Source organism: Novosphingobium sp. BF6 (assembly GCF_058273105.1).
Genome location: NZ_CM177776.1, coordinates 1,133,156 through 1,157,258, shown reverse-complemented (window position 1 = coordinate 1,157,258; position 24,103 = coordinate 1,133,156). Strand labels below are relative to the sequence as shown.

The 24,103-nt window shown below is 65.4% G+C and carries 23 protein-coding genes; 11 read left to right on the top strand and 12 right to left on the bottom strand.

Features of this window, described 5'->3' with window-relative positions; all coding sequences use genetic code 11:
• Positions 1-7: 7 nt before the first annotated feature.
• Positions 8-934: an SDR family NAD(P)-dependent oxidoreductase gene (locus tag AC4D6D_RS20485; protein WP_491327374.1), complete on the bottom strand. Its 927-nt coding sequence runs from the start codon at positions 932-934 to the stop codon at positions 8-10.
• A gap of 147 nt (positions 935-1,081) precedes the next feature.
• Here AC4D6D_RS20485 and AC4D6D_RS20480 point away from each other — a divergent pair, with 147 nt between their 5' ends.
• From AC4D6D_RS20480 to AC4D6D_RS20470, 3 genes are all read left to right on the top strand, one after another.
• On the top strand, positions 1,082-2,494 hold the full coding sequence (locus AC4D6D_RS20480; protein WP_491327373.1) for an MFS transporter: 1,413 nt from the start codon (positions 1,082-1,084) through the stop codon (positions 2,492-2,494).
• Positions 2,495-2,537: 43 nt separating this feature from the next.
• Complete coding sequence (locus AC4D6D_RS20475) at positions 2,538-3,302, top strand: nuclear transport factor 2 family protein (protein WP_491327372.1); 765 nt, start codon at positions 2,538-2,540, stop codon at positions 3,300-3,302.
• 188 nt (positions 3,303-3,490) lie between these two features.
• Positions 3,491-5,116 carry an MFS transporter gene (locus tag AC4D6D_RS20470; protein ID WP_491327371.1) on the top strand — a complete coding sequence of 542 codons (1,626 nt, stop codon included), beginning with the start codon at positions 3,491-3,493 and terminating at the stop codon, positions 5,114-5,116.
• Between the two features lie 77 nt (positions 5,117-5,193).
• Here the strand turns inward: AC4D6D_RS20470 and AC4D6D_RS20465 are convergent, their stop codons facing one another.
• Positions 5,194-6,663 carry a lignostilbene-alpha,beta-dioxygenase gene (locus AC4D6D_RS20465; RefSeq protein ID WP_491327370.1) on the bottom strand — a complete coding sequence of 490 codons (1,470 nt, stop codon included), beginning with the start codon at positions 6,661-6,663 and terminating at the stop codon, positions 5,194-5,196.
• Positions 6,664-6,768: 105 nt separating this feature from the next.
• On the opposite strand from AC4D6D_RS20465, the gene AC4D6D_RS20460 reads away from it, so the two are divergent.
• Positions 6,769-7,236, top strand: a complete 468-nt coding sequence (locus tag AC4D6D_RS20460) for a MarR family winged helix-turn-helix transcriptional regulator (protein WP_491327369.1) — start codon at positions 6,769-6,771, stop codon at positions 7,234-7,236.
• Between the two features lie 45 nt (positions 7,237-7,281).
• On the opposite strand, the gene AC4D6D_RS20455 is transcribed toward AC4D6D_RS20460, so the two are convergent.
• The 6 genes from AC4D6D_RS20455 to AC4D6D_RS20430 form a co-directional block, all read right to left on the bottom strand.
• Positions 7,282-8,589 (bottom strand): MFS transporter, encoded by a 1,308-nt coding sequence (locus AC4D6D_RS20455; protein ID WP_491327368.1) that lies wholly within the window; start codon positions 8,587-8,589, stop codon positions 7,282-7,284.
• 60 nt (positions 8,590-8,649) lie between these two features.
• Complete coding sequence (locus AC4D6D_RS20450; RefSeq protein WP_491327367.1) at positions 8,650-9,375, bottom strand: nuclear transport factor 2 family protein; 726 nt, start codon at positions 9,373-9,375, stop codon at positions 8,650-8,652.
• Between the two features lie 70 nt (positions 9,376-9,445).
• The gene (locus AC4D6D_RS20445) at positions 9,446-10,882 is read right to left on the bottom strand and encodes an aldehyde dehydrogenase family protein (protein ID WP_491327366.1); all 1,437 of its coding nucleotides are present in this window, start codon (positions 10,880-10,882) and stop codon (positions 9,446-9,448) included.
• Between the two features lie 39 nt (positions 10,883-10,921).
• On the bottom strand, positions 10,922-11,743 hold the full coding sequence (locus AC4D6D_RS20440; RefSeq protein ID WP_491327365.1) for a glutathione S-transferase family protein: 822 nt from the start codon (positions 11,741-11,743) through the stop codon (positions 10,922-10,924).
• Between the two features lie 14 nt (positions 11,744-11,757).
• On the bottom strand, positions 11,758-12,579 hold the full coding sequence (locus tag AC4D6D_RS20435; RefSeq protein WP_491327364.1) for a beta-etherase: 822 nt from the start codon (positions 12,577-12,579) through the stop codon (positions 11,758-11,760).
• Between the two features lie 14 nt (positions 12,580-12,593).
• Positions 12,594-13,346, bottom strand: coding sequence for a glutathione S-transferase family protein (locus AC4D6D_RS20430; protein ID WP_491327363.1), 753 nt, complete (start codon positions 13,344-13,346; stop codon positions 12,594-12,596).
• A 232-nt stretch (positions 13,347-13,578) separates the two neighbouring features.
• Here AC4D6D_RS20430 and AC4D6D_RS20425 point away from each other — a divergent pair, with 232 nt between their 5' ends.
• From AC4D6D_RS20425 to AC4D6D_RS20410, 4 genes are read left to right on the top strand one after another with little or no spacing between them, the layout of a single operon-like run.
• Positions 13,579-14,259 (top strand): glutathione S-transferase family protein, encoded by a 681-nt coding sequence (locus tag AC4D6D_RS20425; RefSeq protein WP_491327362.1) that lies wholly within the window; start codon positions 13,579-13,581, stop codon positions 14,257-14,259.
• Between the two features lie 3 nt (positions 14,260-14,262).
• Positions 14,263-14,685 (top strand): acyl-CoA thioesterase, encoded by a 423-nt coding sequence (locus tag AC4D6D_RS20420; RefSeq protein ID WP_491327361.1) that lies wholly within the window; start codon positions 14,263-14,265, stop codon positions 14,683-14,685.
• Positions 14,686-14,739: 54 nt separating this feature from the next.
• On the top strand, positions 14,740-15,609 hold the full coding sequence (locus AC4D6D_RS20415) for a CmcJ/NvfI family oxidoreductase (RefSeq protein WP_491327360.1): 870 nt from the start codon (positions 14,740-14,742) through the stop codon (positions 15,607-15,609).
• Positions 15,606-17,030 (top strand): MFS transporter, encoded by a 1,425-nt coding sequence (locus tag AC4D6D_RS20410; RefSeq protein WP_491327359.1) that lies wholly within the window; start codon positions 15,606-15,608, stop codon positions 17,028-17,030. Before AC4D6D_RS20415 ends, AC4D6D_RS20410 begins: the two co-directional genes overlap by 4 nt.
• On the opposite strand, the gene AC4D6D_RS20405 is transcribed toward AC4D6D_RS20410, so the two are convergent.
• A complete protein-coding gene (locus tag AC4D6D_RS20405) occupies positions 16,990-17,787 on the bottom strand; it encodes a helix-turn-helix transcriptional regulator (protein WP_491327358.1) in 798 nt (265 codons plus the stop codon). The genes AC4D6D_RS20410 and AC4D6D_RS20405 overlap by 41 nt on opposite strands.
• A 189-nt stretch (positions 17,788-17,976) precedes the next feature.
• On the opposite strand from AC4D6D_RS20405, the gene AC4D6D_RS20400 reads away from it, so the two are divergent.
• Genes AC4D6D_RS20400 through AC4D6D_RS20390 form a run of 3 tightly spaced genes read left to right on the top strand, consistent with a single transcriptional unit; the run spans position 17,977 to position 20,223 of the window.
• Entirely contained in the window at positions 17,977-18,864 is an 888-nt protein-coding gene (locus tag AC4D6D_RS20400; RefSeq protein WP_491327357.1) for a beta-keto acid cleavage family enzyme, read from the top strand.
• Positions 18,865-18,898: 34 nt separating this feature from the next.
• Positions 18,899-19,789, top strand: coding sequence for an SDR family NAD(P)-dependent oxidoreductase (locus AC4D6D_RS20395; RefSeq protein ID WP_491327356.1), 891 nt, complete (start codon positions 18,899-18,901; stop codon positions 19,787-19,789).
• Complete coding sequence (locus AC4D6D_RS20390; RefSeq protein WP_491327355.1) at positions 19,786-20,223, top strand: VOC family protein; 438 nt, start codon at positions 19,786-19,788, stop codon at positions 20,221-20,223. Before AC4D6D_RS20395 ends, AC4D6D_RS20390 begins: the two co-directional genes overlap by 4 nt.
• A gap of 42 nt (positions 20,224-20,265) precedes the next feature.
• On the opposite strand, the gene AC4D6D_RS20385 is transcribed toward AC4D6D_RS20390, so the two are convergent.
• From AC4D6D_RS20385 to AC4D6D_RS20375, 3 genes are read right to left on the bottom strand one after another with little or no spacing between them, the layout of a single operon-like run.
• Positions 20,266-21,012 (bottom strand): SDR family NAD(P)-dependent oxidoreductase, encoded by a 747-nt coding sequence (locus tag AC4D6D_RS20385; protein WP_491327354.1) that lies wholly within the window; start codon positions 21,010-21,012, stop codon positions 20,266-20,268.
• A gap of 11 nt (positions 21,013-21,023) precedes the next feature.
• The gene (locus AC4D6D_RS20380; RefSeq protein WP_491327353.1) at positions 21,024-21,896 is read right to left on the bottom strand and encodes an amidohydrolase family protein; all 873 of its coding nucleotides are present in this window, start codon (positions 21,894-21,896) and stop codon (positions 21,024-21,026) included.
• A complete protein-coding gene (locus tag AC4D6D_RS20375) occupies positions 21,893-24,040 on the bottom strand; it encodes a PQQ-dependent dehydrogenase, methanol/ethanol family (protein WP_491328782.1) in 2,148 nt (715 codons plus the stop codon). The genes AC4D6D_RS20380 and AC4D6D_RS20375 overlap by 4 nt, the downstream gene beginning before the upstream one ends.
• Positions 24,041-24,103 lie beyond the last annotated feature (63 nt).

The window sequence follows — 24,103 nt, the reverse complement described above, 5'->3', positions numbered from 1 at the left end:
ATCCTCCTCAGGCTTCTGCGCGCTGATCGGCGCGGAGGCGGTTCTGCCGTGCGATCTCTTCGGTGATGGCCGGATTTCGGAACAGAATTGCGAAGGTACGCTTATATTCTTCGTTGTCCGGAAGCTGGGTCTGGACTGCCGCAGTGGTCGCCTCTCCGCGTTCGCGAACACCTTCCAGAAACTCGCCGTGGGTGAGGATGTAAAGCTCGTCGTTGAGGATACCCTCCAGCACCCGCTGCCCTACTTCCTCCTTGGTCTGGTAGAGGTGGAAGAACTGACCGCCCCCCTGACGGCCCTTGTCGGCCTCGGCATAACCGGTGGCTCCAAGAGTGTCCGGACGGGTCTTGCTCGCCTCGGCAATGTTGGACTGGACCGCCCCCGGGCAGAAGGCCGAACAGATCACCCCGCGCGACTCCAGCTCGGGCCGCATGCACTCCATCATCGAGGCGACCGCCGCCTTGCCGGAGGAATAGATCGTCGTTCCCGGCGCAGGCACCAAGGCCGACATCGAAGCGGTGTTGACGATATGCCCACCTTCGCCATGTGACAGAATTTTAGGCAAAATCGTGACAATTCCGTTGATCGTGCCGCCCAGGTTGACGCCCATGACCCAGTCCCAGTCGGCAAAGGTCGCCACATCGGTCGGCCCGACGACGGCGACGCCGGCATTGTTGCAGAGCAAGTGAATCCTGCCGAACTTCGCCTCGGCTTCATCGGCGGCGGCGGCGTAGGCGGCACGGTCGGTCACGTCCAGCCTGATGGCCAGCACCCGTTCGCCGCCGCCCAGTTCGGCCACGGCCTCGTCAAGGTGGTCCTGGCGAATATCGGCGATGGTCACGTTCATACCCGCGCCCAGCAGGGCCTTGGCGATGCCGAGCCCGATGCCGCTGGCGCCGCCGGTAACGAAAGCGGTTTTCCCGGGAAGATCCTGCATGTCCTCTCTCCTGTTTCGATATGTTTTTTCGTGCTCGAAGCGAATCTGAACTCTTTTGTTCACCATCGCAAGATTGTATGCAAGGCTAACAATCACGAATGAGCCTATGTCGAAGACGACAGGGCGAGAGAATGGATGGGAGAGGCCATGGCGGTAGCAGCAGCCAGCATTGCGCCAATCAAGGAACAGGCATCGGAAAGTGCCGCTCCGGGCGGCGAAGAACGCAATTGGCCGGGTTCGGCCTCTGCTTACTGGGCGCTGACGGTCATCGTCCTCGCCACCTTCCTGACCTTCTTCGACCAGGTCGTGTTCGGCATGCTGGCCGAGCGAATCAAGACCGATTTCGGGCTTACCGATTCGCAGCTCGGCTTCCTGGCCGGACCGGCCAGCATCATCTGCTACCTCTTCGTCGGCATCCCGCTGGCGCGCCTGGCCGACATATGGCCGCGCAAATACGTGCTGGCAGGCGGAGTCACGGTGATCGGCTTCGTCACGATGCTCGGCGGGATCGCACAGACTTTCACGCAGTTCGTGGGCAGCCGCGTGTTCCTGGCGGCGGGTGGCTCGGCCCATGCACCCTCTTCGTACTCGCTGATCGCGGACATGTTTCCGCCGAAGAAGATCACCCGTGCCTTCGCGATCCTGCAATTCGGCTTCATCGGCGGTTCGACGCTCGGCCCGCTGGTCGGCGGCCAGCTCATCGCCCTGACCGCGCACTGGGCGCCGACCGACCTCGGCCCGCTGCGTATCCTCGGCTGGCAGTGGATCCTGGTGTGGATCGGAATTCCCGGCTTCCTCATCGCCCTGCTGTTCCTGACCGTGCGCGAACCGCAGCGGCTGGTCCGTCACGACGCCGCACAGATCCCGGAGGACGCATCGCTCGGCCGCCGGATGCTGACCTTTACCGGCCTTGACGCCGCCAAGGCGATCCGCGCCAACCGCAAGGTCTATTATCCGCTGTTCCTCGGCCTTGCCCTCAGCGCTCTGGAAAGTTTCGGCCTCGCCTTCTGGCGCGTGCCTTTCCTGATCCGCACTTACGGCTGGACCGAGGCGCAGATCGGCGCCGTCACTTCGGTAACCGTGCTGGTCTCCTCGCTGCTGGGCCTGCTGCTGGGCGGTACTTTCGTCGAATGGCTGGCCAGACGCCACAAGGACGCCAACGTGCGCGCCGCCTTCGTGTGCTTCGCCGTCGTCACGGTCTGCTCGATCCTGGCGCCGCTGATGCCGAGCGGGCTGCTCTCGATCCTGGTCATGTCGTTCGGCGCGATGTTCGGGATTGCCGGCGCCGTGCCGCAGAACGCCGCGATCCAGCGGGTCGCGCCCCATGCCATGCGCGGGCAGGTGACGGCGATCTACCTGTTCATGTTCACGTTCTTCGGCGCCATGGGCAGCTTCGTTATCGGCCTGGTCGCGCAATATGTCGTGGTCGACCCGGCGAAGCTCTGGCTGGCGCTGGAGATTACCGCTGCGGTCCTGCTGCCGCTGGCGACGCTCTGCATCTACCGCGCCATCCGCCCCTATCGCGAAGAGATCGAGCGGCTCGAAGCGCTTGGCATGTAACCGCCCCGAATGCACGACCAACGTAAACCAGGAGAGAACCGAAATGGCTGAAACAGACCGGATTGCCGCGCTCGAAGCGCAAGTGGCGGACCTCGCGCGCCGGCTCACCGTGCGCGAGGATGAACTGGACGTGCGCAAGCTCCAGCACCTCTACGGCTACCTGATCGACAAGTGCATGTACAACGAGGTGATCGACCTCTTCACCGACGACGGCGAAGTGCGCTTCTTCGGCGGCCTGTGGAAGGGCAAGGAAGGCGTGCGCCGGCTCTATGTCGAACGCTTCCAGAAGCGCTTCACCCACGGCAACAACGGCCCGATCGACGGCTTCCTGCTCGACCATCCGCAGTTGCAGGACATCGTCACCATCGAGGCCGACGGCGTAACCGCCCATGCCCGCGCCCGCTCGATGATGCAGGCGGGCCGCCACCGCGACTATACCGATCCCTCCAACCCGCTCACCGCCCAGGCGCGCCAGTGGTGGGAAGGCGGCATTTACGAGAACACCTACAAGAAGGTGGACGGCGTCTGGCGCATCCATGTGCTCAACTACTTCCCGCACTGGCACGCCGATTTCGACAAGGGCTGGGCTTTCACCGAAGCCGAATACGTGCCTTTCCCCAAGACGCTCCATCCCGAAGATCCCAGCGGTCCCGATGCCCTGATCGAGGATCACTGGCTCTGGCCGACGCACAAGCTGCTGCCGTTCCACCTGCCGCACCCCGTCACCGGCAAGGCCATGGTGGCGGAACGCTGGCAGGGCGACATCGACCGCGAGAATGCGCGCAAGGCCGCCGTTCCCGCCGAGTAAGGACGCGCGCCGCGTGTCTGCCGGTCCCAACCGGGGTTCGCTCCCCGGCGGGACCGGCTTCCCCTTCTCCATTCCAGGTGAGGCATGATCCAGCACCCCGCGCTTTCCATGATTATCGACGGCGAACGCCTGTCCGGCGGTGAGCGCCGCCCCCACGCCATGCTCACCCCCGAACACTGGTTCGGCCTGTGAAGGCGGACGTCAGGCACCCGGTGCTATCGGCACCGGCCCGCCACGTCGCACGCGGCGGATGGTATGCGCTGGCCCTGATCGCGCTGACCAATGCCATGAGCCTGCTGGACCGGCAGATTCTCGCGATTCTGGCCCCTGCGATCAAGCAGGACCTCGCCATCGGCGATGCCGAGATGGGGCTGCTGTTCGGCACCGTCTTCGCCCTGTTCTACGCGCTGTTCTCGCTGCCGGTCGGGCGGCTTGCGGACGGCTGGCTGCGCGGAAGGCTGCTCTCGCTCAGCATTCTGTTCTGGTCCGCCGCGACCGCGATGGCCGGAATGACATCGAGCTTCGCCATGCTCGCCACGTCCCGTCTCTGCGTCGGCATCGGCGAGGCCGCGACGCAGCCCGCCGGAACCTCGCTGATCTACGACTACTGGCCGCGCCATCGCCGCGGCTTCGTTATGGCGGTCATGGCCTCGGCCATCGCGCTGGGCCTCGGCGGATCGCTGGTGCTGGGCGGCCTCGCGGCCCAGATGTGGAGCGACGCCTTCGCCCCCGGCACTGCACCGTTCGGTCTCAAGGGCTGGCAGTTCGCCTTCCTCGTCGCCGCCGCACCGGGCTTCGTGCTCTCGATCTTCCTCTGGCGGCTACGCGAACCGGAGCGCGGCACGATGGACGGCATCGCTACCCCGCCCGACCCGCACCCGTTCCGCGCCAGCCTCTCGCTGCTCGGCGCGGTGACGCCGGGCGCGCATTGGGCTGCGATGGCCCTGCGCCGGACGAGCGGGCGCAGCTTGGCACTTAATCTGGGCGCGCTGGCCGCCATTGCCGCCCTGATGACGCTTCTCGCCCGCGTCGGAATGCGCCATTCGCCACGCCCGCCGCTCGGCTTCGGCGCTTTCACGATCGACCCACACGTCCTGCAATGGCTGGTGATCGGCGTCGGCCTGCTGGTGGTGGTCAACCTGCTGCAAGGCGTGAAAGCGCGCGACGGGCAGGCTTTCCGCGTCATCGCCGGATCGCCCACGCTGATCATGGCCATTGCCGTCGGCACGCTGCAATCGACGATCAACTACGGGATGATGGCCTTCAATCCCAGCTTCCTGATCCGCACCTACCACCTCTCGCTGGCTGACACCGCCTTGCAGTTCGGCCTGCTCTCCGCCGCGACCGGCATCGTCGGTCCGCTGCTCTGGGGGCCGCTGTCCGACCGCCTGCACTTGCGCTTTCCCAGCGGCGGCCGCGCGGGGATCGCGCTGCTGTCGATGGGCCTGTCGCCGCTGCTGTCGTTCTGGGTCTACTGGGCGCCCTCCCCCGGCGACTTCTACGCCCGCTTCGTGGTATACAGCCTGTTGCTGACCGGCTGGATGCCGCCGCTCTATGCGATCCTCTACGATCAGGTCCTGCCGCGCATGCGGGGGCTGACCGCCAGCCTTTACCTGCTGGTCATGACCATCCTCGGCATGGGCGTGGGACCCTACGTCGTCGGCCTGATCTCCGATGCGACCGGAGACTTACGCACCGCGATGCTGAGCATCAACGTCGTGGCCCTGCCGATCGTGGTGCTGCTGCTGCTCATTTCCCGCCGGGTCGCTCGCGACGAGGCCGGTCTCACGATCCGCGCCGGCATCGCGGACTGAATTTCGCGATCCCGCCCGGCTTCCGGCCGGAACAGGGGAGAAGCCGATCGCTCCGGCATCGGCTTCTCCTCTTTTCTTCAGGCGGCGAGTCCGATCGCACCCGCGTCGGCCCAATTGCCATGAAGCCCGAAACGCAGCCGGATCGGCACGTGGATCGTCGCGATCGGCCCTTTCTCGATATCGAGCGCCTCGAAGATCAGCAGGTCGCTGCAATGGTCTTCCAGCCGGTTGCAGACCTGCAGGATCCAGCCGTCTCCTTCCGGCGCGTCGGGCGCGCGGGGCACGAAGCACGGCTCCTGCAAGCTGGAGACCGGCCCGCACCACCAGTGCTGCTCGCGCCCGGTCTCCAGGTCCTTGAGGAACAGGCAGTTCATCAGCAAGCCGCCCGCGCTGCCGCCGCGCAGCTCGACGGGGCGGCGCATGTCCATCTCCAGCATCCAGCCATAGCGCGTCTTGCGCCCCGTAAAGCGATCGTCGATGCGCGGGAATTCGGCGGCGGTATCGGACAGGCGGGTGACGGCATCAAAAGCTTCCCCATTGGCGGCCATGTCCACCGTCCAGTCGGTCAGGTAGCTCATCGCCTCCATGCCGTTGAACGGCGCTCCGTGGACGTCAGGGAAGAACGGGAACATGTTGTTCTTCGCCTCGGCGGTGAGGAAGTGGACTTTCGATCCCTCCTGCCACGCATTGAGGACATGGCTGGCAAAGCAGTTGTCGCGGCGGAACCAGCGGATTTCCTCGCCCGTCACCCCTTCCCGGCGCGGCAATATGCCGAGATAGACCGGCAGGCCGGTATCGAAGCCGAAATGCGGCATGCCCTGCTCCAGCCGCTCCCAGCTGCCGATCGAAGGCACGATATGGATCGCGAGGTAGTCCTCGGTGATCGCGAAGTCATGCATCATGCAATAGTAGGGCGCCTTGAACCACACCTCGCGCAGCAGTTCGCCCGCCGGGCTCACTTCGTAATAGGCAACGTCGTCGGTGCAGAGGCCCGAGGCGGCGTAGCCGATCGCCACCATATTGCCGGTTGCGGGGTCGACCTTGGGATGCGCGGTGAAGGTCTGCCCGCGCATGGCGCCGCCGAAGGTCTCGAAACCGATCGTCTCCATGGTCGCCGGGTCCATCAGCAGGGCCGGACTGTCCTCCTTCATCGCCCAGAGCTTGCCCGCATAGATCCAGGCGTTGGTATTGGCAGTGGAGCGGAAGCGGCCCGCTACGACCGGATCGTCGGTAAGCGGATTGCGATAGGCGCCGAACAGCGCCTCGCCCGCCTCATGCTCCAGCTTCCACTTATCGGTATGCGCCCAGCGCTGGCGCAAGTCGCACCGGCCGTCATGGATGTGGAACCGGGTGATCATGCCGTCGCCATTGAAAGCGATATCGTCGCCGAGCCGCGGCGGGAACTGCGGGTCCGGCTGAACGCGGAAGAACGCGCCGTCCAGTTCGGGCGGGATCGCTCCTTCATGCGCAAGATCGGCGATATCCGTCTCGATCCGCGACGGGGTGTTGAACCCGGTGAAACTCGGGGTTTGCGGAAAATGGGCCATGACCTCTCCAGTCGCTTATCGTTGTAGCAATATTGTATGCTATACTAACATTTATTTTCCAAGCCATCGCTTGACGATTCCCGCAAACCCTCGCAACAGGGTAAAATGAAAGACCCCGAAACATTCGCTGGACTGACAGCCGGTCGTACGCTAGATCACGTCCTCGACTTGCATCTGCGACTGGCCCAAAGCGCCACGCAGCGCCGTTTTTCGGAGATTTTCAGCGATCTCGGCATCACCCAGACGCAGCTTACCGCGATGCTGCTGATCGCCGAGAACCCCGGCACCTCGCAGGCCGACATCGGCCGTACGCTCCAGATGGACCGCGCCACGGTGATGGGCATCATCAATCGTCTGGAAGGGCGCAGCCTTATCGTCCGCGGTCAGTCCACCGAGGACCGCCGCCGCCAGACGCTGGAGATCACCGAACAGGGCGTCGCCATGCTCTCCGCTGCGCATGAACGCAGCGGCGAACTCGGCCAATGGCTGCGCGAACGGTTTTCCGATGCCGAGTTCCACATGCTCGCCGCCCTGCTGAAGCGCATTCACGAGGTCGATATCGGCGGGCTTTGACGTTCTCGCCAGCAAGGCGGGAATACCCTCCAGTCGCTGGGCGCCTCAGCCGCGCGCGCGCAGCTTCAGAAAGAACAGGGCGAACGCGGCGAGCAACGAACCGCTGGCGATCAGTGCCGAAACCATGGCCAGCGGCAGGCCCGCCTCGAACAGCATGCCCGCCACGATGGGTGAAAGCGCCGCCCCGCCGCGCCCCACGCCGATCGCGAAGCCCGTGCCGGTCGCCCGCACATGGGTCGGAAAGGCGCGGGCAAAGATCGTGTAGAGCCCCGAAACCGCGCTATTGGTGAAGAGGCCTGATAAGAAAGCCAGCGCCGATAGCCCGAACAGCGTGGTCGCCCCGAAGACGCCGAACAGGGCGATCATGATCCACGAACCCATCAGGGCGGTCACCGTCGTGCCTTGCAGCGGCAGGCGCTGGACGATGAAGCCGAACGCCCCGCCCCCGATAGCGCCGCCGAGGTTCGCCCAAACGAGAACTCCGGCCGCTTCCGGCGGCGGAAAGCCGATATCGACTACGATCTTCGGCACCCATTTCAGGATGAAATAGAAACTGACGATATGCGCGAAGTAGGCGAAAGTAACGAGCAGCGTCGTCGCCAGCAGACCAGGCCGCAGGATATCCACCAGCGACGTGCCCGCCTCTTCGCGGGTCGGAGGCGGCAGGTCTGCAACGGGCGGATGGCCGCAGTGCGCGAGCAGCCGGTTGACCCGTTCGAGCGTGTCCGTCCTGCGCCGCACCAGCAGGAACGGCACCGGCTCCGGCACGAAAAACCACACGAGCGGAAGGAAGGCCGCCGTCGCCAGGCAGCCGAACCAGAAGATCGCGTGCCAGTCGAACAAGGTCAGCAGCCAGGCGGAGACAAGTCCGCCCGTCACAGCGCCCAGCGGATAGCCGATCACCATGATCGCCAGCGCCACGTTGCGATAGCGCGCATTGGCGAACTCCGCCGTCACCGCATTGATCGCGGCCAGCATGCCGCCGATCCCAAGCCCGGTAAGCACGCGCCAGCACGATAGCGTCAGCACGTCCTGCGCCTGCGTCGCCATGGCCATGCCAAGCACCATGATACAGAGGCAACCGAGGATCGTATGACGGCGCCCGATCCGGTCCGCGACGCCGCCCAGGACGACCGAGCCGATGGCCATGCCGATCAGTTCCATCGACAGGACCACCCCCAGAGCCACCCGGTCGATCCCCCAGTCGGCGGCAATGCCGGGGGAAGCGAAACTGATCGAGAGCACGTCGAACCCGTCGAGCGCATTAAGTCCGACCATGATCGCCACGGCCGCGACTTGCGCCTTCGACATGGGTGAGCGCTCGATGATCTCGCGCGGATCTGCTGTCGGCACGCTTCCCCCCCTCTTTTGCGATTGTCCGGCCGCAGCGCACGCTTCGGCCGCTTGCGCCGTTCAGACTGCTTCCTGCCCCGCCAGCACGTTGCCAAACCGCGGATGCGCGAAATGCATCGGCACGTCATGACGATAGGGCCAGGTCGGCCGGTGGACGCTGCACGGCAGCAGGCGGTCGGGACCGATCGGATCTTCGGGGAAAGTCTGCGTGGCGGGCTGGAGATGCGAGGTGGTGTGCGCCCAGCCGTCCTCGTAATTGCCCTGCCACTGCATCATGTAATCAAGCCGCTTGATCTTCCAGACACCGTTCTCGCGCACATAGTCGTTCTCATAGATCCCCGCCTCCATGAATTGCTGCGGCATGACCTCCTCGCGCGTGTCCTGGAAATCGTCGTGCCAGCCGCCGAACAGCATGCCGCGAAAACGGCCTTTCGCGGTCTGCCGGTCGGGCGCGACGGTAATCACGTCCTGCATCTGGAAGTGATCGAGCAGAAGCCCGTTGACCGGCCCCGGCCTGCCGCCGGTGAAGCGCTGCTGAATCCAGTCCCCGTAGAGCCGCCGGACACCGGCTTGCCCCACGTATTCGCCGGAAAGGAAGACGACGACGCCGTCCTCGGCGAAAAGCTCGGCCACCTGATCGGGCAGGTTGAAGTCGATGTAATAGCCGTAGGCCCAGTGCAGACGCCGGATCGCGTTCACATCCTCCAGTTCCCCGACGCGGTGTTCCAGCGCATCGAGACGCCGCTCGACATCCACAGGCAACGCATTTGAACCGCGTTCTGGCATCGCGCCCTCTCCTCGTTTTTCCCCCGGCAGCCTTACACCCGCCGGGGGACGTGCCTCCATTATGCCGCGCTCATGCCTCTACCGGCTGGTACTGGCCGATCACCGACTTCACCTCGAGGAATTCCTCGATGCCGAACTTGCCGAACTCGCGGCCGTTGCCGGACTGCTTGTAGCCCCCGAACGGCATGTCGAAGGCAAGGCCGCCCGCATTCACGAAGACCGCGCCTGCGCGCAGCTTGCCCACCAGCTTGCCCGCCCGCGCCGGATCGCCCGCGATATAGGCACCGAGGCCATAAGGGGTGTCATTGGCAATGCGCACGGCCTCGGCTTCATCCTCGTAAGGCATGATGACCAGGACCGGCCCGAAGATCTCCTCCTGCGCAATCGCCATGTCCGGCGTGACATCGGCGAACACGGTCGGCTTGACGTAATAGCCCTTGTCCAGACCGTCGGGCCGTCCGAGCCCTCCCGTCACCAGCCTCGCGCCTTCGTCGATGCCCTTCTGGATCAGGCCCTGGATCTTCTCGTACTGCGCCTTGTTCACGACCGGGCCGATGTGCGGCCCTTCGCTGAGCGGATCGCCCACCGGCTTGGCCGCGAACATCTCGCCCACCTTCTCCGCCGCCGCGTCATGCTGCGAGCGATGGACGAGCATGCGCGTCGGCGCGACGCAGCTCTGGCCGGAATTGAGCAGCACCCCGCCCACGCCGCCCGGCAGCGCCACATCGAGCGGCGTGCCTTCGAGGATGATGTTCGGCGACTTGCCGCCCAGTTCCTGCGACACGCGCTTCACGGTATCGGCGGCGTTCTTTGCCACCATGATCCCGGCGCGGGTCGATCCGGTGAAGCTGATCATGTCGATGTCCGGATGACGCGCGAGCGCGGTGCCCACTTCGGCGCCGTCCCCCTGCACAAGGTTGAACACCCCCGCCGGCACGCCCGCCGCCGCCATCACTTCGGCGAAGATCGCGGCAGAAGTGGGCGCTTCCTCGCTGGGCTTCAGGATCATCGTGCATCCGGCGGCAAGGCAGGGGCCGACCTTGGCGACGATCTGGTTCATCGGCCAGTTCCACGGCGTGATCAGTGCCACGACACCGATCGACTCACGCACAACGGTATTGTCGCCGATCTTCTCGGAGAATTCGAACTGCGAAAGCGCGGCCAGCGCCTGCCCGAGATGGCCCAGACCCGATCCCACCTGCGCGGTGGAGGCGGTGGAAATCGGGCAGCCCATTTCGGTGGCGATGGCCTCGGCAATGTCGGGAATGCGGGCCTTGTAGGCCTCGATCACGCGCTCGATCAGCGCGATGCGCTCCTGCCGCGTGGTCTGCGAGAAAGTCTCGAACGCCCGGCGCGCGGCTTCCACGGCAAGGTCCACGTCGGCGGCAGTGCCCAGCACGATCTCGCTGGCCTGCCCCTCGGTCGCCGGGTTGATGACCGAATGGCGGCGACCGCCGCGGCTGTCGATCCAGCGGCCGTCGATATAGTTCTGCGGATAGCTCTTCATGATCCTGCTCCCGTTGAGGGTTGTTCTCGTCGATAGTGGTCAGGCCGCGATGAGCCCGAGTTCGGCGTCGGTGGCCGGGCGTCCCCACTTGTCGCGCGGGGGCATCGGGCGCGTGTTCCAGGCAGGATCGAGCGTGAAGCTCGATACCGCGCGGCCTTCCGGCAGGCGCCCGTTTCCGCCGCCTTGCGCATAGTCGTAGTAAAGCGTCATCAGTTCGCGGTGGCCATGGTGACGCTGCACCACGGGATGCGAAAGGCAGGCCTCGCGCCAGCGCAGAACCCGCGTGAGGTGTTGCGGCACTTGGTAATCCTCGTAATATTCGAGGAACCATAACCGCTTGAACATCGGCGCGAAGGCGACTTCCGCCCAGCCGAAGCAATCGAACAGATAGTCCCCGTCCGGCGCGTAGTGCCGCAGGAAATCATCCAGCCGGGCATATTGCGCATCCACTTCGGCACGGTGCTCCTCGCGCTTCGCGGCATCGCGGTTGAGGATCATTCGGTAGCCCGCCCCGGTGAACTGTCCATCGGTGGCGCAGAGCATCGCCTCCACCGCATGCTCGAAGGGATCGGCCCGCGCCACCGGCACTTCGGGAAAACGATCCTCGAAGTAGCGCAGGATGACCATGCTTTCCTTCAGCGTTTCCCCGTTTTCCAGCTCCAGCGCCGGAAGCGAAGTGGTCCCCCGCGTCTTGGCCAGCAGCCAGTCCGGCCGGGCCAGCGAGATGTCGATCTCGTGGTCGGCCATGAGTCCGGACAACCCCTTGAGGTCGAGCAGCAGCTCGACCCGCTCGGAAAAGGGGCAGCCCGGTATATGGTACATCCGCAAGGCCCCGCCCGGCGGCTCGTCATGCCATGCCATTGCCTGTGCTCCGTTCAATCGGCGAGTTCGGGCTGCGGCGCGGTGCCGCGATTGACCGGCGCCACTTCGATTCCCGCCCCGTCGCGCTCGAACGGCACGGGATCGCCGGGCCGCAACTGAAGCCCGAACAGCGTATGCATGGCGGGATGACGGCCCAGCCCGCCGAAGAGGTCGAAGCCCCGGTCCAGCCAATCACGCAGCGGATCGTCCTCGGTCAGCGGAGGCGTGGTGGCGACCGACGCGGTCCAGAGAAACACGGCCAGCGCGGTGTAGTCCGCGAAGTTGGGCTTGTCCCCGCCCAGCCACGGCGTATCGCGTAGCAGCTTGCGGAACGGTTCGAGCGTGGGCGGCACCAGCGGCAGTCGGTCCTCGCGACCGGCCTGCACGTCCTCCAGCTTGCGCCCGCCGAGGAACATCGTCTCGCGCGAGTGCCGCACATAGGCGTGGTCCTGCGGCAGCGACAGGTCATGGTAATCGAGGATATAGCACGAGAACCACGGCCCGATCGCCGTCTTCCAGAGCCAGGCATCAAGAAACCTGGTCAGTTCCTTCATCGACGGCCCCTCGAACAGCATGGGCCGATCGGGATATTTCTCGTCGAGGTATTCGGCGATCTTCCAGCTGTCGAGCACCCATTCGCCGTCATCGACGATGACCGGCACGCGCTCGCTGCGCCCGCCGGTCCGCTCGGCAATGCCGGTGAAGCCGCCGGGCACGAGGTCCACGTCGAAGCCCTTGTGCGCCAGAGCATACTTGGTGCGCCACACGAAGGGACTGATCGTGCAGCCCGAGGCAAGTTGCAGATCGTAGAGGGTTACACGGTTGTCCTTGGCCATCGCCCTTCTCCCCCTCAGACCGTGACCTTGCGGCCGCGATCACCGAATTCGCTCTTCGAATTGGCGAACATCTTCCGGCAACCGGGGCGGTCGTTGATGCGATCGATCCAGTCGACCAGATGCGGCGTCGCCTCGCGGTTCACAATCTCCGCAAAACCGTTCTGCATGCCGTTGGCGATGGCGAAATTGCACACGTCCGCCAGAGTGAATTGCTCACCCACCAGCCAGATGCTTTCGGAAAGCCGCCTTTCGAGCCGGTCCACCGAGACGCGAATCTTGCGCATCTCTTCTTCCAGCACGTCCTTGGGGAAGCCCGCGCGGGCGGTGCGCCACTTGGTGCGCTGCTCGGGGATCGGGATGCGGGCGACCTTGGCTTCGAACTCCTCGTCGGAAAGCGCGCGGGCCATCGGGCCGATGCCCCGCTCCCAGCCGAGGGTCGAGACGCACCAGCAGAAGTATTCGTCCACCCACTTCGTCCAGACCCGCATCTCGGCGATCTCCACGGGATCGGTCGGGCGCAGCTTCAACGCATCGGGGAAGGCGTCTTCGAGGTATTCGCAGATCACCGTGGATTCGGTGATGATGTGCCCATCGTGATCGAGCGCCGGAACCTGGCCGCGCGGGTTGATCTTCTTGAACCAGTCCTCGTGGTGCTCGAAGCGCGTGGGATCGACGAAGCGGGGGGTGAACTCCAGCCCCTTCTCATAGAGCGCGAGCAGCGGCTTGAGCGAATTGGCCGCGGGGCCAAAGCTGTAGAGCGTCAACATGTATCAGCAGTCCCTCTCCGTTCGTCCTTGCGGATCTGGAATGCAGACTGCGTTGCGAAAGCGTGCGGGGGAAGCCCAGCATCAATACTATTAGAACCGCCAACTGGTTGAGCGGAAACCTGCCTATCACTGCCAGTGATACTGTTTGCTCTCTTCTGGTCGCGCGCGCCGGTCTCTGCTCTCTATCCTGTCCAAGGCGCGTCGAATCGCGCCGCGAACGTGGGAGAGACGCTTGCTCGAACTGCTGACTTCGGAAACGCCCAACGGCTGGAAGACCACGATCATGCTCGAAGAGCTGGGCGTGCCTTACAAGCTGCGCGCGATCTCGCTAACCAACCGCGAGCAGAAGGAGGACTGGTACGTCCGCCTCAACCCCAACGGCCGCATCCCGACTTTGATCGACCACGATGTCGAGACCGAAAACGGCGGCTTCGCGGTGTTCGAATCCGGCGCGATCCTGATCTATCTCGCCGAGAAGTTCGGCCGCTTCCTGCCCGCCGACGCGGCCGGACGCAGCCGGGTGATCCAGTGGGTCATGTGGCAGATGTCCGGCCTGGGCCCGATGATGGGACAGGCCACGGTGTTCAACCGCTACTTCGAAGAGAAATTGCCCACGGTGATCGACCGCTACACGCGCGAAAGCCGCCGCCTGTTCGAAGTGATGGACGCGCGGCTGGCGCAGAGCGAATATCTCGCAGGCGACTATTCGATCGCCGATATCGCGTGCTTCCCCTGGGTGCGCGGGCATGACTGGGCCTGTATCGACATGGCGGGCCTGCCGCATCTCCAGCGCTGGTTCGACACGGTCGGCGCCCGCCCCGCCGTGCAGCGCGGCCTCTTGCTGCCCGAGCCTCCTTCCGCCGCCGAAATGGCCGAGAAGACGACCCGGCAGGGCAAGAACATCCTGGCCTGAGCGATGACCGCCTTCCTCACGCGGGAGCACCGCATCGAATGGGGCCAGTGCGACCCGGCCGGGATCGTCTTCGCCCCCCGCTTCATGGACATGTTCGCGGAAAGCACGATCCTGCTGTTCGAAGCCGCAGGACTGCCCCGAAAGCGCGACATGCTCGCGCAACTGGGCGTCGCCGGCTTTCCGCTGGTGGACCTGTCCGCACGCTTCGGTTTTCCGGCGAGCTATGGCGACGTGGTGACGATTGAGGCCGACGCGCCGGAATTCGGCGGCAGCAGCTTCACGATCGCCCACCGCATCCGCCTGGGCGAGCGGACCTGCGTGGAGGGCACCGAAAAGCGGGTCTGGACCGTAGCCGCACCGGACCGGCCCGGAGGCCTCCGATCCGCACGCGTGCCCGACGACGTGAGAAACCGCTTCCTGCGCTGAAAACCTGCCTGTCCGCACCGGCGCAAAGCCGGGCGGCATCTTTGGGGAGAGAGCATGACCGATGCAGCAATGCGGAGCCGCCCCGGCGCGCAAATCGAAACCACGATCGAATACCTTTTGCCCACCTCGCGCATCAATCGCCGTTTCTGGGCGCCAGGCAAGGAGTTCAATACCGGCGTCTACCAGCCCTATCCGGTGACGATCCGCAATGCCCGACTGGCCGAGCGACCGTTCACGCTCGACGAACACGGTTTCTGCATCTCCCGCCATGAAAGCCGCGTGCAGGACTTCGCCGATCCGCAGCAACTTGCCGACTATCCGCAGGAAGTGTCGGATGTCGCCAAGGCACTGACCGGCTGCGACTACGTGTTCTGCATGAGCGGGCAGCTCCGCTCTCCGATCATTGCGGGCGAAGGCTACCAGCCGCCCGCCGCCGAAGCCCATGTCGATTTCAACTCGCGTTCGGCCCGCAAGATTGCCGCCGCGCTTTATGGAAAGGGGCGCCCGGACGGTCCCGGCTATGACCGCTTCATCGCTTTCAGCCTCTGGCGCACGTTCTCGCCGCCACCGCAGGACTGGCCGCTGGCGCTCTGCGAGGGACCGTCCGTCGGCGAGGAAGACAGCGTTGCCAACGTCAAGGTCGACGTCGATGAGATCCCGGAAGGCGAGGCGCTCTACGCCCCGATCGAGGGCGAGGAGGACATGGTCGCCGCCACCATCTTCCGGCATAGCCCCGGCCATCGCTGGTGGTATTTCCCGGACATGACTCGGGACGAGGTGATCTTCATCAAATTCCACGACAGCGATCACGACCGTGCCTGGCGCGCGCCCCACACCGCCTTCCCCGACACCAGCCGTCCGGATGCACATGTCCGCGAAAGCTACGAATTCCGCGCCATCGCCTATTTCGAAAAACCGCGATGACCGAAGTTCCGGCCGAAACCTCGGCCGATCCGCGCGCGGTGGCGATAATGGTCGCCTTCGTGATGTTCCTGTCGATCCTGGAAGCGACGGTGATCGCCACCGCCCTGCCCGACATGGCGCGCGACTTCGGCGTCGCGCCGAGCGGGATGGGCATCGGCATCACCGCTTACCTGCTGGTCTCGACTGCCTTCCTGCCGCTCAGTAGCTGGGCCGCCCAGCGGCTCGGCCCGCGCCGGGTGCTGACGGGTTCGGTGCTCGGCTTCGGCCTTGCCTCGCTGCTCTGTTCGCTGAGCACGGGTCTTGCCTTCTTCGTCGCCGCCCGCGCGCTTCAGGCATTGTGTTCCAGCCTGATGACCCCGGTGGGCAACCTCGTGCTGCTGCGGGTGACGCCCAAGCACCGGCTCGTCGAGATGCTGGCGATCAGTACCACGCCGGCCCTGATCGCCCCGGTCATCGGTCCGCCGCTGGGCGGCCTGCTGACCGAGACGTTCGGCTGGCAATCGATCTTTCTCATCAACCTGCCGCTGACACTGCTCGGCGCCCTGCTGACACGCAAGCTGATCCCGCATATCGCGCCCCAGCCGGCGCCGTTCGACCCGCTTGGCTTCGCCCTGATCGCTGGCGCCCTTGCCTTGCTGATCTACGGCTTCGACCGCCTCGGCGCACATCCCGGCGCCCCGGCTTTGCCCGCCGCGCTGATCGCCAGCGGCGGCCTGGTTTCTTTCATGGCCTTGCGCTTCTTGCGCGCCCGGCCCGACGGACTGGTGCCGCTGACGGCCTTGCGCCACACGACCTTCCGCTCGATCGCTTTCGGCGCGGGCATGGTGATGCGGGTGCCCCACATGGGCCAGGCGCTGGTCCTGCCGCTCTATTTCCAGCTCGCCTTCGGACTGTCTCCGGGAGTCGCGGGGCTCCTGCTGCTCGCCAACAATATCGGCGACCTGGCGCTGAAGCCGGTGGTCGGCCGGGTGATCCGGGCGACCGGCTTTCGCCTGGCCTTGTCCCTCGGCACCGCCATGATGATGGGCTCGCTCGCCGCGCTGGCCGCGCTGGACGCCGATGCCCCGCTCTGGATCATGGCCGCGGGGATGGTGGTGGCCGGCATGGCGCGGTCGGTGCCCTTTACCGGCATGGTCTCGCTGGCCTTCGCGGACGTCGCGCAAGAGGAACTGCCCGGCGCCATCGTGCTCAACAGCATCGGCAATGCGCTCTCCGCCGCCGCCGGAATCTCGCTGGGCGCGCTGTTCCTGAACCTGCCCCTCGCCGCCTTTCTGCCTGGTGCGGAGGCGCCCTATCGCCTCGCGCTGCTGGCACTGGCCCTGCTCGGGCTCTGCGCCGTTCCGCTCTTCGCCCGCTTTCCCGCCGCCGTCGGCGCGCGCATTACTGCCCGGCCGGTTCGAGAGGGCGAAGTTCCGGCCTGAGCGCCCGCAGCCGCTCCAGCAGCATCGCATCGCGCTCCTCGTTCGGGGCGAAGACGATCAGGCGCTGGCTCGGCACTTCCTCGATCGCGTAGGAGGTATGGCGAAACCAGATCTCGCCGATCTCGGGGAAGAAGCTGGAATTGATCCCCTCGAAGTGCGAGCGAATCTCGCTGCGCGCCCAGCTTTCGCGGAACAGCGCCGAGTGCTCGGTGAGTTCGGCGATGATCTCGTCGAAAATCTCCGGCTGCGCGGTCTGGCTGTAGTCCCACTTGAAGCGCGCGGTAAGGCGCTGGCCCATTTCGCGGAAGAACTCGGGATCGCCCTGATAACGTTCGTTGAGCATGAGAATCTTGAACAGGTTCCGTTCGCTGCGCTCCATTGCTGCGTAATCGCGAAAAGCGACCGAGACGAGGCGATTCCAGCCCACCACCGTCCAGTCCTCGACGATCACCAGCGCCGGGATCGAGAGACTGTCCAGCAAGTGCCGGGTGCCGGGTCGGATGTCTTCGTCCAGGCGCGAGACCAGCGGTGGCGGACGGTGCTGGGCCAATGCGAAGAGATACTCCCGCTCGGTGCCCGAAAGCCGCAAGGTGCGCCCCAGCCGCTCGATCATGGGGGCGGAAAGCTGGATTTCGCGGCCCTGCTCGAACCAGGTGTACCAGGTGACGCTCATCCCGGCGAGCGCGGCCACTTCTTCGCGCCGCAGCCCCTTGGCGCGGCGGCGTTCGCCGCTGGGCAAGCCTACCTCGCTGGGCATCAGCCGCCCGCGCGCCGATTTCAGAAAAAGCGAAAGCTCCTCACGATGCGACATCGCTGCTCCATCTCCCTCCGGTCACGCCCTGAACCAGTTACCTGACGTGATAGGATATATGCTGGCCTGTTCCGACCACTTCGAATTTGCGATCTCGCCCATATCCAGAAAAGACACAAGTCGAGGAGAGCTAGATTGGCGCAGAAAGTCTACATTACTTGCGCGGTGACGGGCAGTTCGCCGATGCCCAGCCATCCCAACTTCCCCTTCCGCCCCGATCACGTCGCCAACGAGGCACTGGCGGCAGCGGCAGCAGGCGCATCGATCATTCACGTTCATGTCCGCGACGGCAAGACCGGCGCACCGTCGCAGGCGCTGGAAGACTACCGCGAGGTCGTCGGCCTGATTCGCGAGAAGAACCGCGAAGTGATCCTCAATGTCACCACCGGGCCGGGCTGCACCTGGATGCAGAGCGACGAGGACCCTTCCCTCTGCAGCGAGGGCACGCTGATGTTCACCGCCGAACGTCGGCTGGAGCACATCCTCGACCTCAAGCCCGACATGTGCACGCTGGACATCTGCACCATGCAGCTCTGGGGCGGGGTCGCCATCAACCTCGATCCGATGATCACCCGCATGGGCCACATGATCCAGGACGCCGGCGTCATGCCCGAGATCGAGTGCTTCGAGGCCGGCGACTTCGTCTTCGCGGACGACCTGATGGCCAAAGGCGCCATTCCGAAGAACGCACCGTTCTCGTTCGTGCTCGGTACCAAGTACGGCCTGCCCGCCACGCCCGAGGCCATGATCTATTCGGCCAACCAGATTCCGCGCGGCGCGGCCTTCACCGGCTTCGGGGTGAGCCGTCATTCCTATCCCATGGCCGCCCAATCGGTCCTGCTCGGCGGTCATGTCCGCGTCGGGTTCGAGGACACGATCTTCCTGCGCAAGGGCGTGATGGCGCCCGACAACGCCGCGCACGTCAACTGGGCGGTGGAACTGATCGAGCGCATGGGCGGCGAAGTATCCAGCGCCGGCGAAACCCGCGACCTGCTGGGACTGGAGAACCACGCCTACGCCTAAACAAGAGCAAAAAAGCAATCGAGGGAGAGACAAGATGACAGAAGTGGCAGGACGCACGGCATTCATCACCGGCGGCGGCTCGGGCGTCGCGCTCGGGCAGGCCAAAGTCTTCGCGAAGGCAGGCTGCAAGGTCGCCATCGCCGACATCCGGCAGGACCATCTCGACGAGGCCATGGCCTTCTTCGCCGGCACCGGCGCGCAAGTCATGCCCATCCACCTCGACATCACCGACCGCGAGGCCTACCGCCGCGCCGCCGACGCGGTCGAGGACCGCCTCGGCCCGGTGGAACTGCTGTTCAACACCGCCGGCGTCTCGCACTTCGGCGCCATCCAGGACGCCACTTACGACGACTGGGACTGGCAGATCGACGTCAACTTGCGCGGCGTCATCAACGGTGTGCGCACCTTCCTGCCGCGTATGATCGCGCGTGGAAACGGCGGGCATATCGTCAATACCGCCTCGATGTCGGCATTCGTGGCGCTCAAGGGCACAGGCATCTACTGCACCACCAAGATGGCGGTGCGCGGGCTGACCGAAACGCTGGCGCTCGATCTCGAAGGGACCGGGATCGGCGTCTCGCTGCTCTGCCCCGGCGCGGTGAACACCAATATCCACGAGGCCCTGCTCACCCGCCCGGCGCACCTTTCCGACACCGGCTACTACCAGGCCGGGCCGGAGATGTTCGGCCACCTGAAGCAAGTGATCGAAGTGGGCATGGAGCCGGAAACGCTGGCCGCCCATGTGCTGGACGGCGTGCGCGAGAACCGCCTCTACATTCTGCCCTACGCCGAATTCCGCGGCACGCTGGAAGACATCCACGCGCGCGTCATGGCCTCTCTGGCCCGGCCCGAGGACGATCCCGAGTACGACCGGCGCGTGGCGCACGGCGTGCCCGGCGGCGAAAAGCAGGAGGAAGCGGCATGAACAGCCCCTTCATGGCCTTCGACACGCGGGTCCGCGCCCGCGTCGTCGCGCTCGACCACTACAACGTGGTGGTCGCCGATCTCGATCGCAGCGAGGCGTTCTACCGCGAAGTGCTCTCGCTGGAGAGCTATGCCCCGCCACCGCCGCTCACCCGCCAGACTGCGCGCTGGATCTACGACAACGACGAGCGGCCGATCCTGCACCTCAACAGCCGCGACGCACCCCGCGCCATGGACCGCGACATGCACGCCGGGCCGACCGGCGCGCTCCACCATATCGCCCTGCGATGCGAGGGTTTCGAGGAGATCCGCGACCGGATCGAGGATCGCGGACTGCGCTACGAGAGCAATGTGATCCATTCGATAGGGCTGCGGCAGATCTTCGTGCACGACCCGGACGGGGTGCTGCTGGAACTGAACTTCTTCGACGATTGAGCCGGGAAACGATCGTCGTCCCGGCCCCATCCGGGGCGACGATCAGACCCTCAGCGTTCCCAGTATGCCGCCGTCCACCGCGATGCTCTGCCCGGTGACGTGCGAGGCTGCGTCCGAAAGCAGGAACGCCGCCACCGCCGCCAGTTCTTCCGCGCTGCCGGTGCGCCCCTGAGGAACCTTTCCGGCCAGTGCTTTCAGAGCGTCCCCGGGCAATGCGGAGAACATCTCCGTCTCGATGAACCCCGGAATCACGCAGTTGCAGCGCACCCCGAACGGCGCCGCCTCCAGCGCGACCGCGCGCGCCAGCCCCAGAACCGCGTGCTTGGATGCCACATAGGCCACGTTATTCGCCATGCCCCGCTCGCTGGCGAGACTGCCCGTCACCAGGATCGCCCCGCGCCGCCGTGCTTTCATCGCGGGAAGAACATGTGCCGCGGCCCGAAACGGTGCGGTCACGTTCACCGCCATGACATGCTCGAATTCGCTCGGCGCATAGTCCTCGGCCGGCGCGAAAGTTCCGCCGGTTCCGGCATTGAGGAACAGCCCGTCGATCGGCCCTCCTCCCTCGACCGCCGCATCGAGCGCCGCGGTCAACCCAGACCCATCGGCCACGTCCACCGCATGCCAGCGCGCGCCGTCTCCGAGACGCGCCGCAAGTTCCGCCAGCCGGTCCGCCCGCCGCGCCAGCAAAGTGACGCGCCCACCCAAGGCCGCGACATGTTCGGCGGTCGCCCGGCCGATGCCGCTGGAAGCACCGGTAATGACGAGGTGGCGATCGGTGAAGTCCATTCCCCTGCCCCTCATGCCAGACCCAGGACCCTGGCGGCATTCTGCTTCATGATCCCGGGCATGACTTCGTCCTTGAAACCGATGCCGCGCGCCGCCTCGATCCACTTGTCGGGGCGGATCAGCGGAAAGTCGGATCCGAACAGCATCTTGTCGGCCAACTGGCCATTGGCATAGCGCACGATCTGCTGCGGGAAATAGCGCGGGCTCCAGCCGGAAAGGTCGATGAAGACGTTCTCCTTGTGGAGTGCCATCGACAGGCTCTCGTCCACCCAGGGCCAACTCGGATGGGCCAGGATGATCTTCATGTCGGGAAAATCGACCGCCACGTCGTCCACCAGCATCGGCCGCCCGTACTTGAGCCTGAGCCCGCCGCCGCCGCGCATCCCGGTGCCCATGCCCGAGTGGCCGGTGTGGAAGATCGCAGGCAGCCCGTGCCCGGCGATCACCTCGTAGATCGGATAGCCCACGCGATCGGCCGGATGGCAATCCTGCACGATGTGGTGGAACTTGAATCCGCGCACCCCGTGGTTCTCGATCAGGTCGCGCGCCTCGCGCCCGCCCAGCCGACCCTTGCGCGGGTCTATCGAGGCAAAGGGGATGCAGATGTCCGCGTTCGCGGCGGCAAATTCCGCCACTTCGTAATTCGACACCCGCTTCGCCCCCAACCCGCTCTCGGCATCGACCGTGAAGAGGCAGAAGGCGATGTTCTGGGCGCGATAGATCTCGGCGATCTCGGGCATCTTCGGCCGTTCGCGCGGAGCCTTGAAGTAGGCCGAAGCCGCATCGAAGAACTGCGCCATGACCGGGTCTTCGGGATCATGGCACGAGACTTCGGCATGAACGTGAACGTCGATTCCCGCCAGCGCGGCGACGTCGATCGTCACTTGCCACCCGCCTTGCCGCCCTTTTCGAGCACCTTGTCCTCATTGGCCCGGTGAATGACGTATTGGCGGACGGCCTCGATCTCCTCGGGGGACATCACGTCGGACCAGCCAACCATGCCGTTGCTCTTGAGCGCCCCGTCGTGGACGACCGTCTGGAACGCCGCCTTGTCCCCGACGATGGCCGAGCGGCGCAAGTCGGGCAGCAGGCCGCCGCCGACCGCCGCATCGCCATGACAGGTGCCGCAATAGCGGCCATAGCGATAGGATCCGGTCGAGACTTGCTCCGGCGTGCCGGTGAAGGCGGGCGGATCGAGCGGCAGTTCCTCCAGCTTCGGCGCGGGCGGCAGCTTGGCGGTGCCGCCCAGCTTGAAGACCAGCAGGCGGCTGATATTGTGCACCGGCCCGCCGGACTGCGAGATGACTCCGCCCGGCGCCAGTGCCCAGATGCCGCCCCAGCCGGCCACTACCGCGACATACTGGGTGCCGCCGATCCTGTACGTCACGGGCGGCGCCACCACGCCGGTCTGCACCGGCCAGGACCACAGCTTGGCGCCGGTGTCTGTGGCATAGGCGGCCATCTCGCTCTTCATGTTGCCCTGGAACACCAGGCCGCCGCCGGTCGCCAGCAGACCGCCATTGTTGCCGCTGGGGAAAGTGACGCGCCAGCGTTCCTTCTGCGCCACCGGGTCCCAGGCGATGAGCACGCCCTTGGTGGCCTTCGCCGCCGCCTCGCGGATTTTCGCATCGGCGGGCATCGAGGCGGCCGACATGTCCACGCCGGTATTGAAGCCCTTGGCCGCATGCTTCCAGTTCTTGTCGGGAAAGTAGGGGAAAGCGGCGATCTGCGCGGGGATGAAGACCAGCTTCTCCTTCGGGTCCCAGGCCATCGGTTGCCACGAATGCGCCCCGCCCGCGCCGGGCGAACCGACCCACGGCTTACCGGTCTTGTAGTAACGCGCCTCGGGGTTCTCGATCGGCCGTCCGGTCTTGGGGTCGAGGCCGCTCGCCCAGTTCACCGGCACGAAGTTCTTGCCCGAGATGAACTCGCCGGTCTTGCGGTCGATCACGTAGAAGAAGCCGTTCTTGGGCGCCTGCATCAACACCTTGCGCACTTTGCCGCCGATCTGGAGATCAGCCAGCATAATGTGCTGGGTGGCCGTGAAGTCCCAGGTCTCGCCCGGCGTCGTCTGGAAATGCCAGACATATTCGCCGGTCTTGGGCCGGATCGCCACGATCGAGGACAGGTAGAGATTATCGCCCTTCCCGTCCGAACGAATGCCATGGTTCCACGGGCTGCCGTTGCCGACGCCGATGTAGAGCAGGTCCAGTTCGGGATCGTAGGCCATGGCATCCCAAACCGTGCCGCCGCCGCCCTGCTTCCAATATTCTCCGTGCCAGGTTTTCTCGGCATCCTTGAGGTACTTCTCGGTATTGTTGCCCGGCTCGTCGGGCACCGTGTAGAAGCGCCAGAGTTGCTTGCCGGTCTCAGCGTCGTAAGCCGTGATATAGCCGCGCACGCCCATCTCGGCACCGCCGTTGCCGATGATGACCTTGCCATCCACCACGCGCGGCGCGCCGGTGATGGTATAGGGCTTCGACTGGTCGACCGTGACTTTGGTCCAGGCCGGCTTGCCGGTCTCGCGGTCGAGCGCGATCAGCCGTCCGTCGAACGTGCCGAGATAGAGCTTGCCCCCCCAGGCGCCGAGCCCGCGATTGATGACGTCGCAGCAGCCCTTCACCCCGCTTTCGCCGGGCACTTCGGGATCATAGGCCCAGAGTTCCTTGCCGGTCGCGGCGTCATAGGCGCGCACCTTGGACCAAGCGGTGGTGATATAGATCTTTCCATCGATGACGAGCGGCGTCGATTCCTGTCCGCGCGCGGTGTCGAGATCGGAGAACCAGGCGAGGCCCAGATCCTTCACGTTCTGCCGGTTGATGTCGGAGAGCGGGGAAAAGCGCTGTTCGTCATAAGTGCGCCCATAGGAAAGCCACTCGCTGTCCGGCCCCTTGACGATCAGCGCGCCGGTAACCCCATCGGTCGCGATATCGGCGGCAGCGGCCGAGCCGTCCGTCCCCCCGCCGCCGCAGCCCGCCAGCATCAGACATGCCCCCGCCGACACCGCGAGCCAGACCTTCGAACGCATCGCAACCATTCTTTCTCTTCCCGTTCCCGGCCTCGTATCGGACCGGCTTGTGCTTGTTCGAGA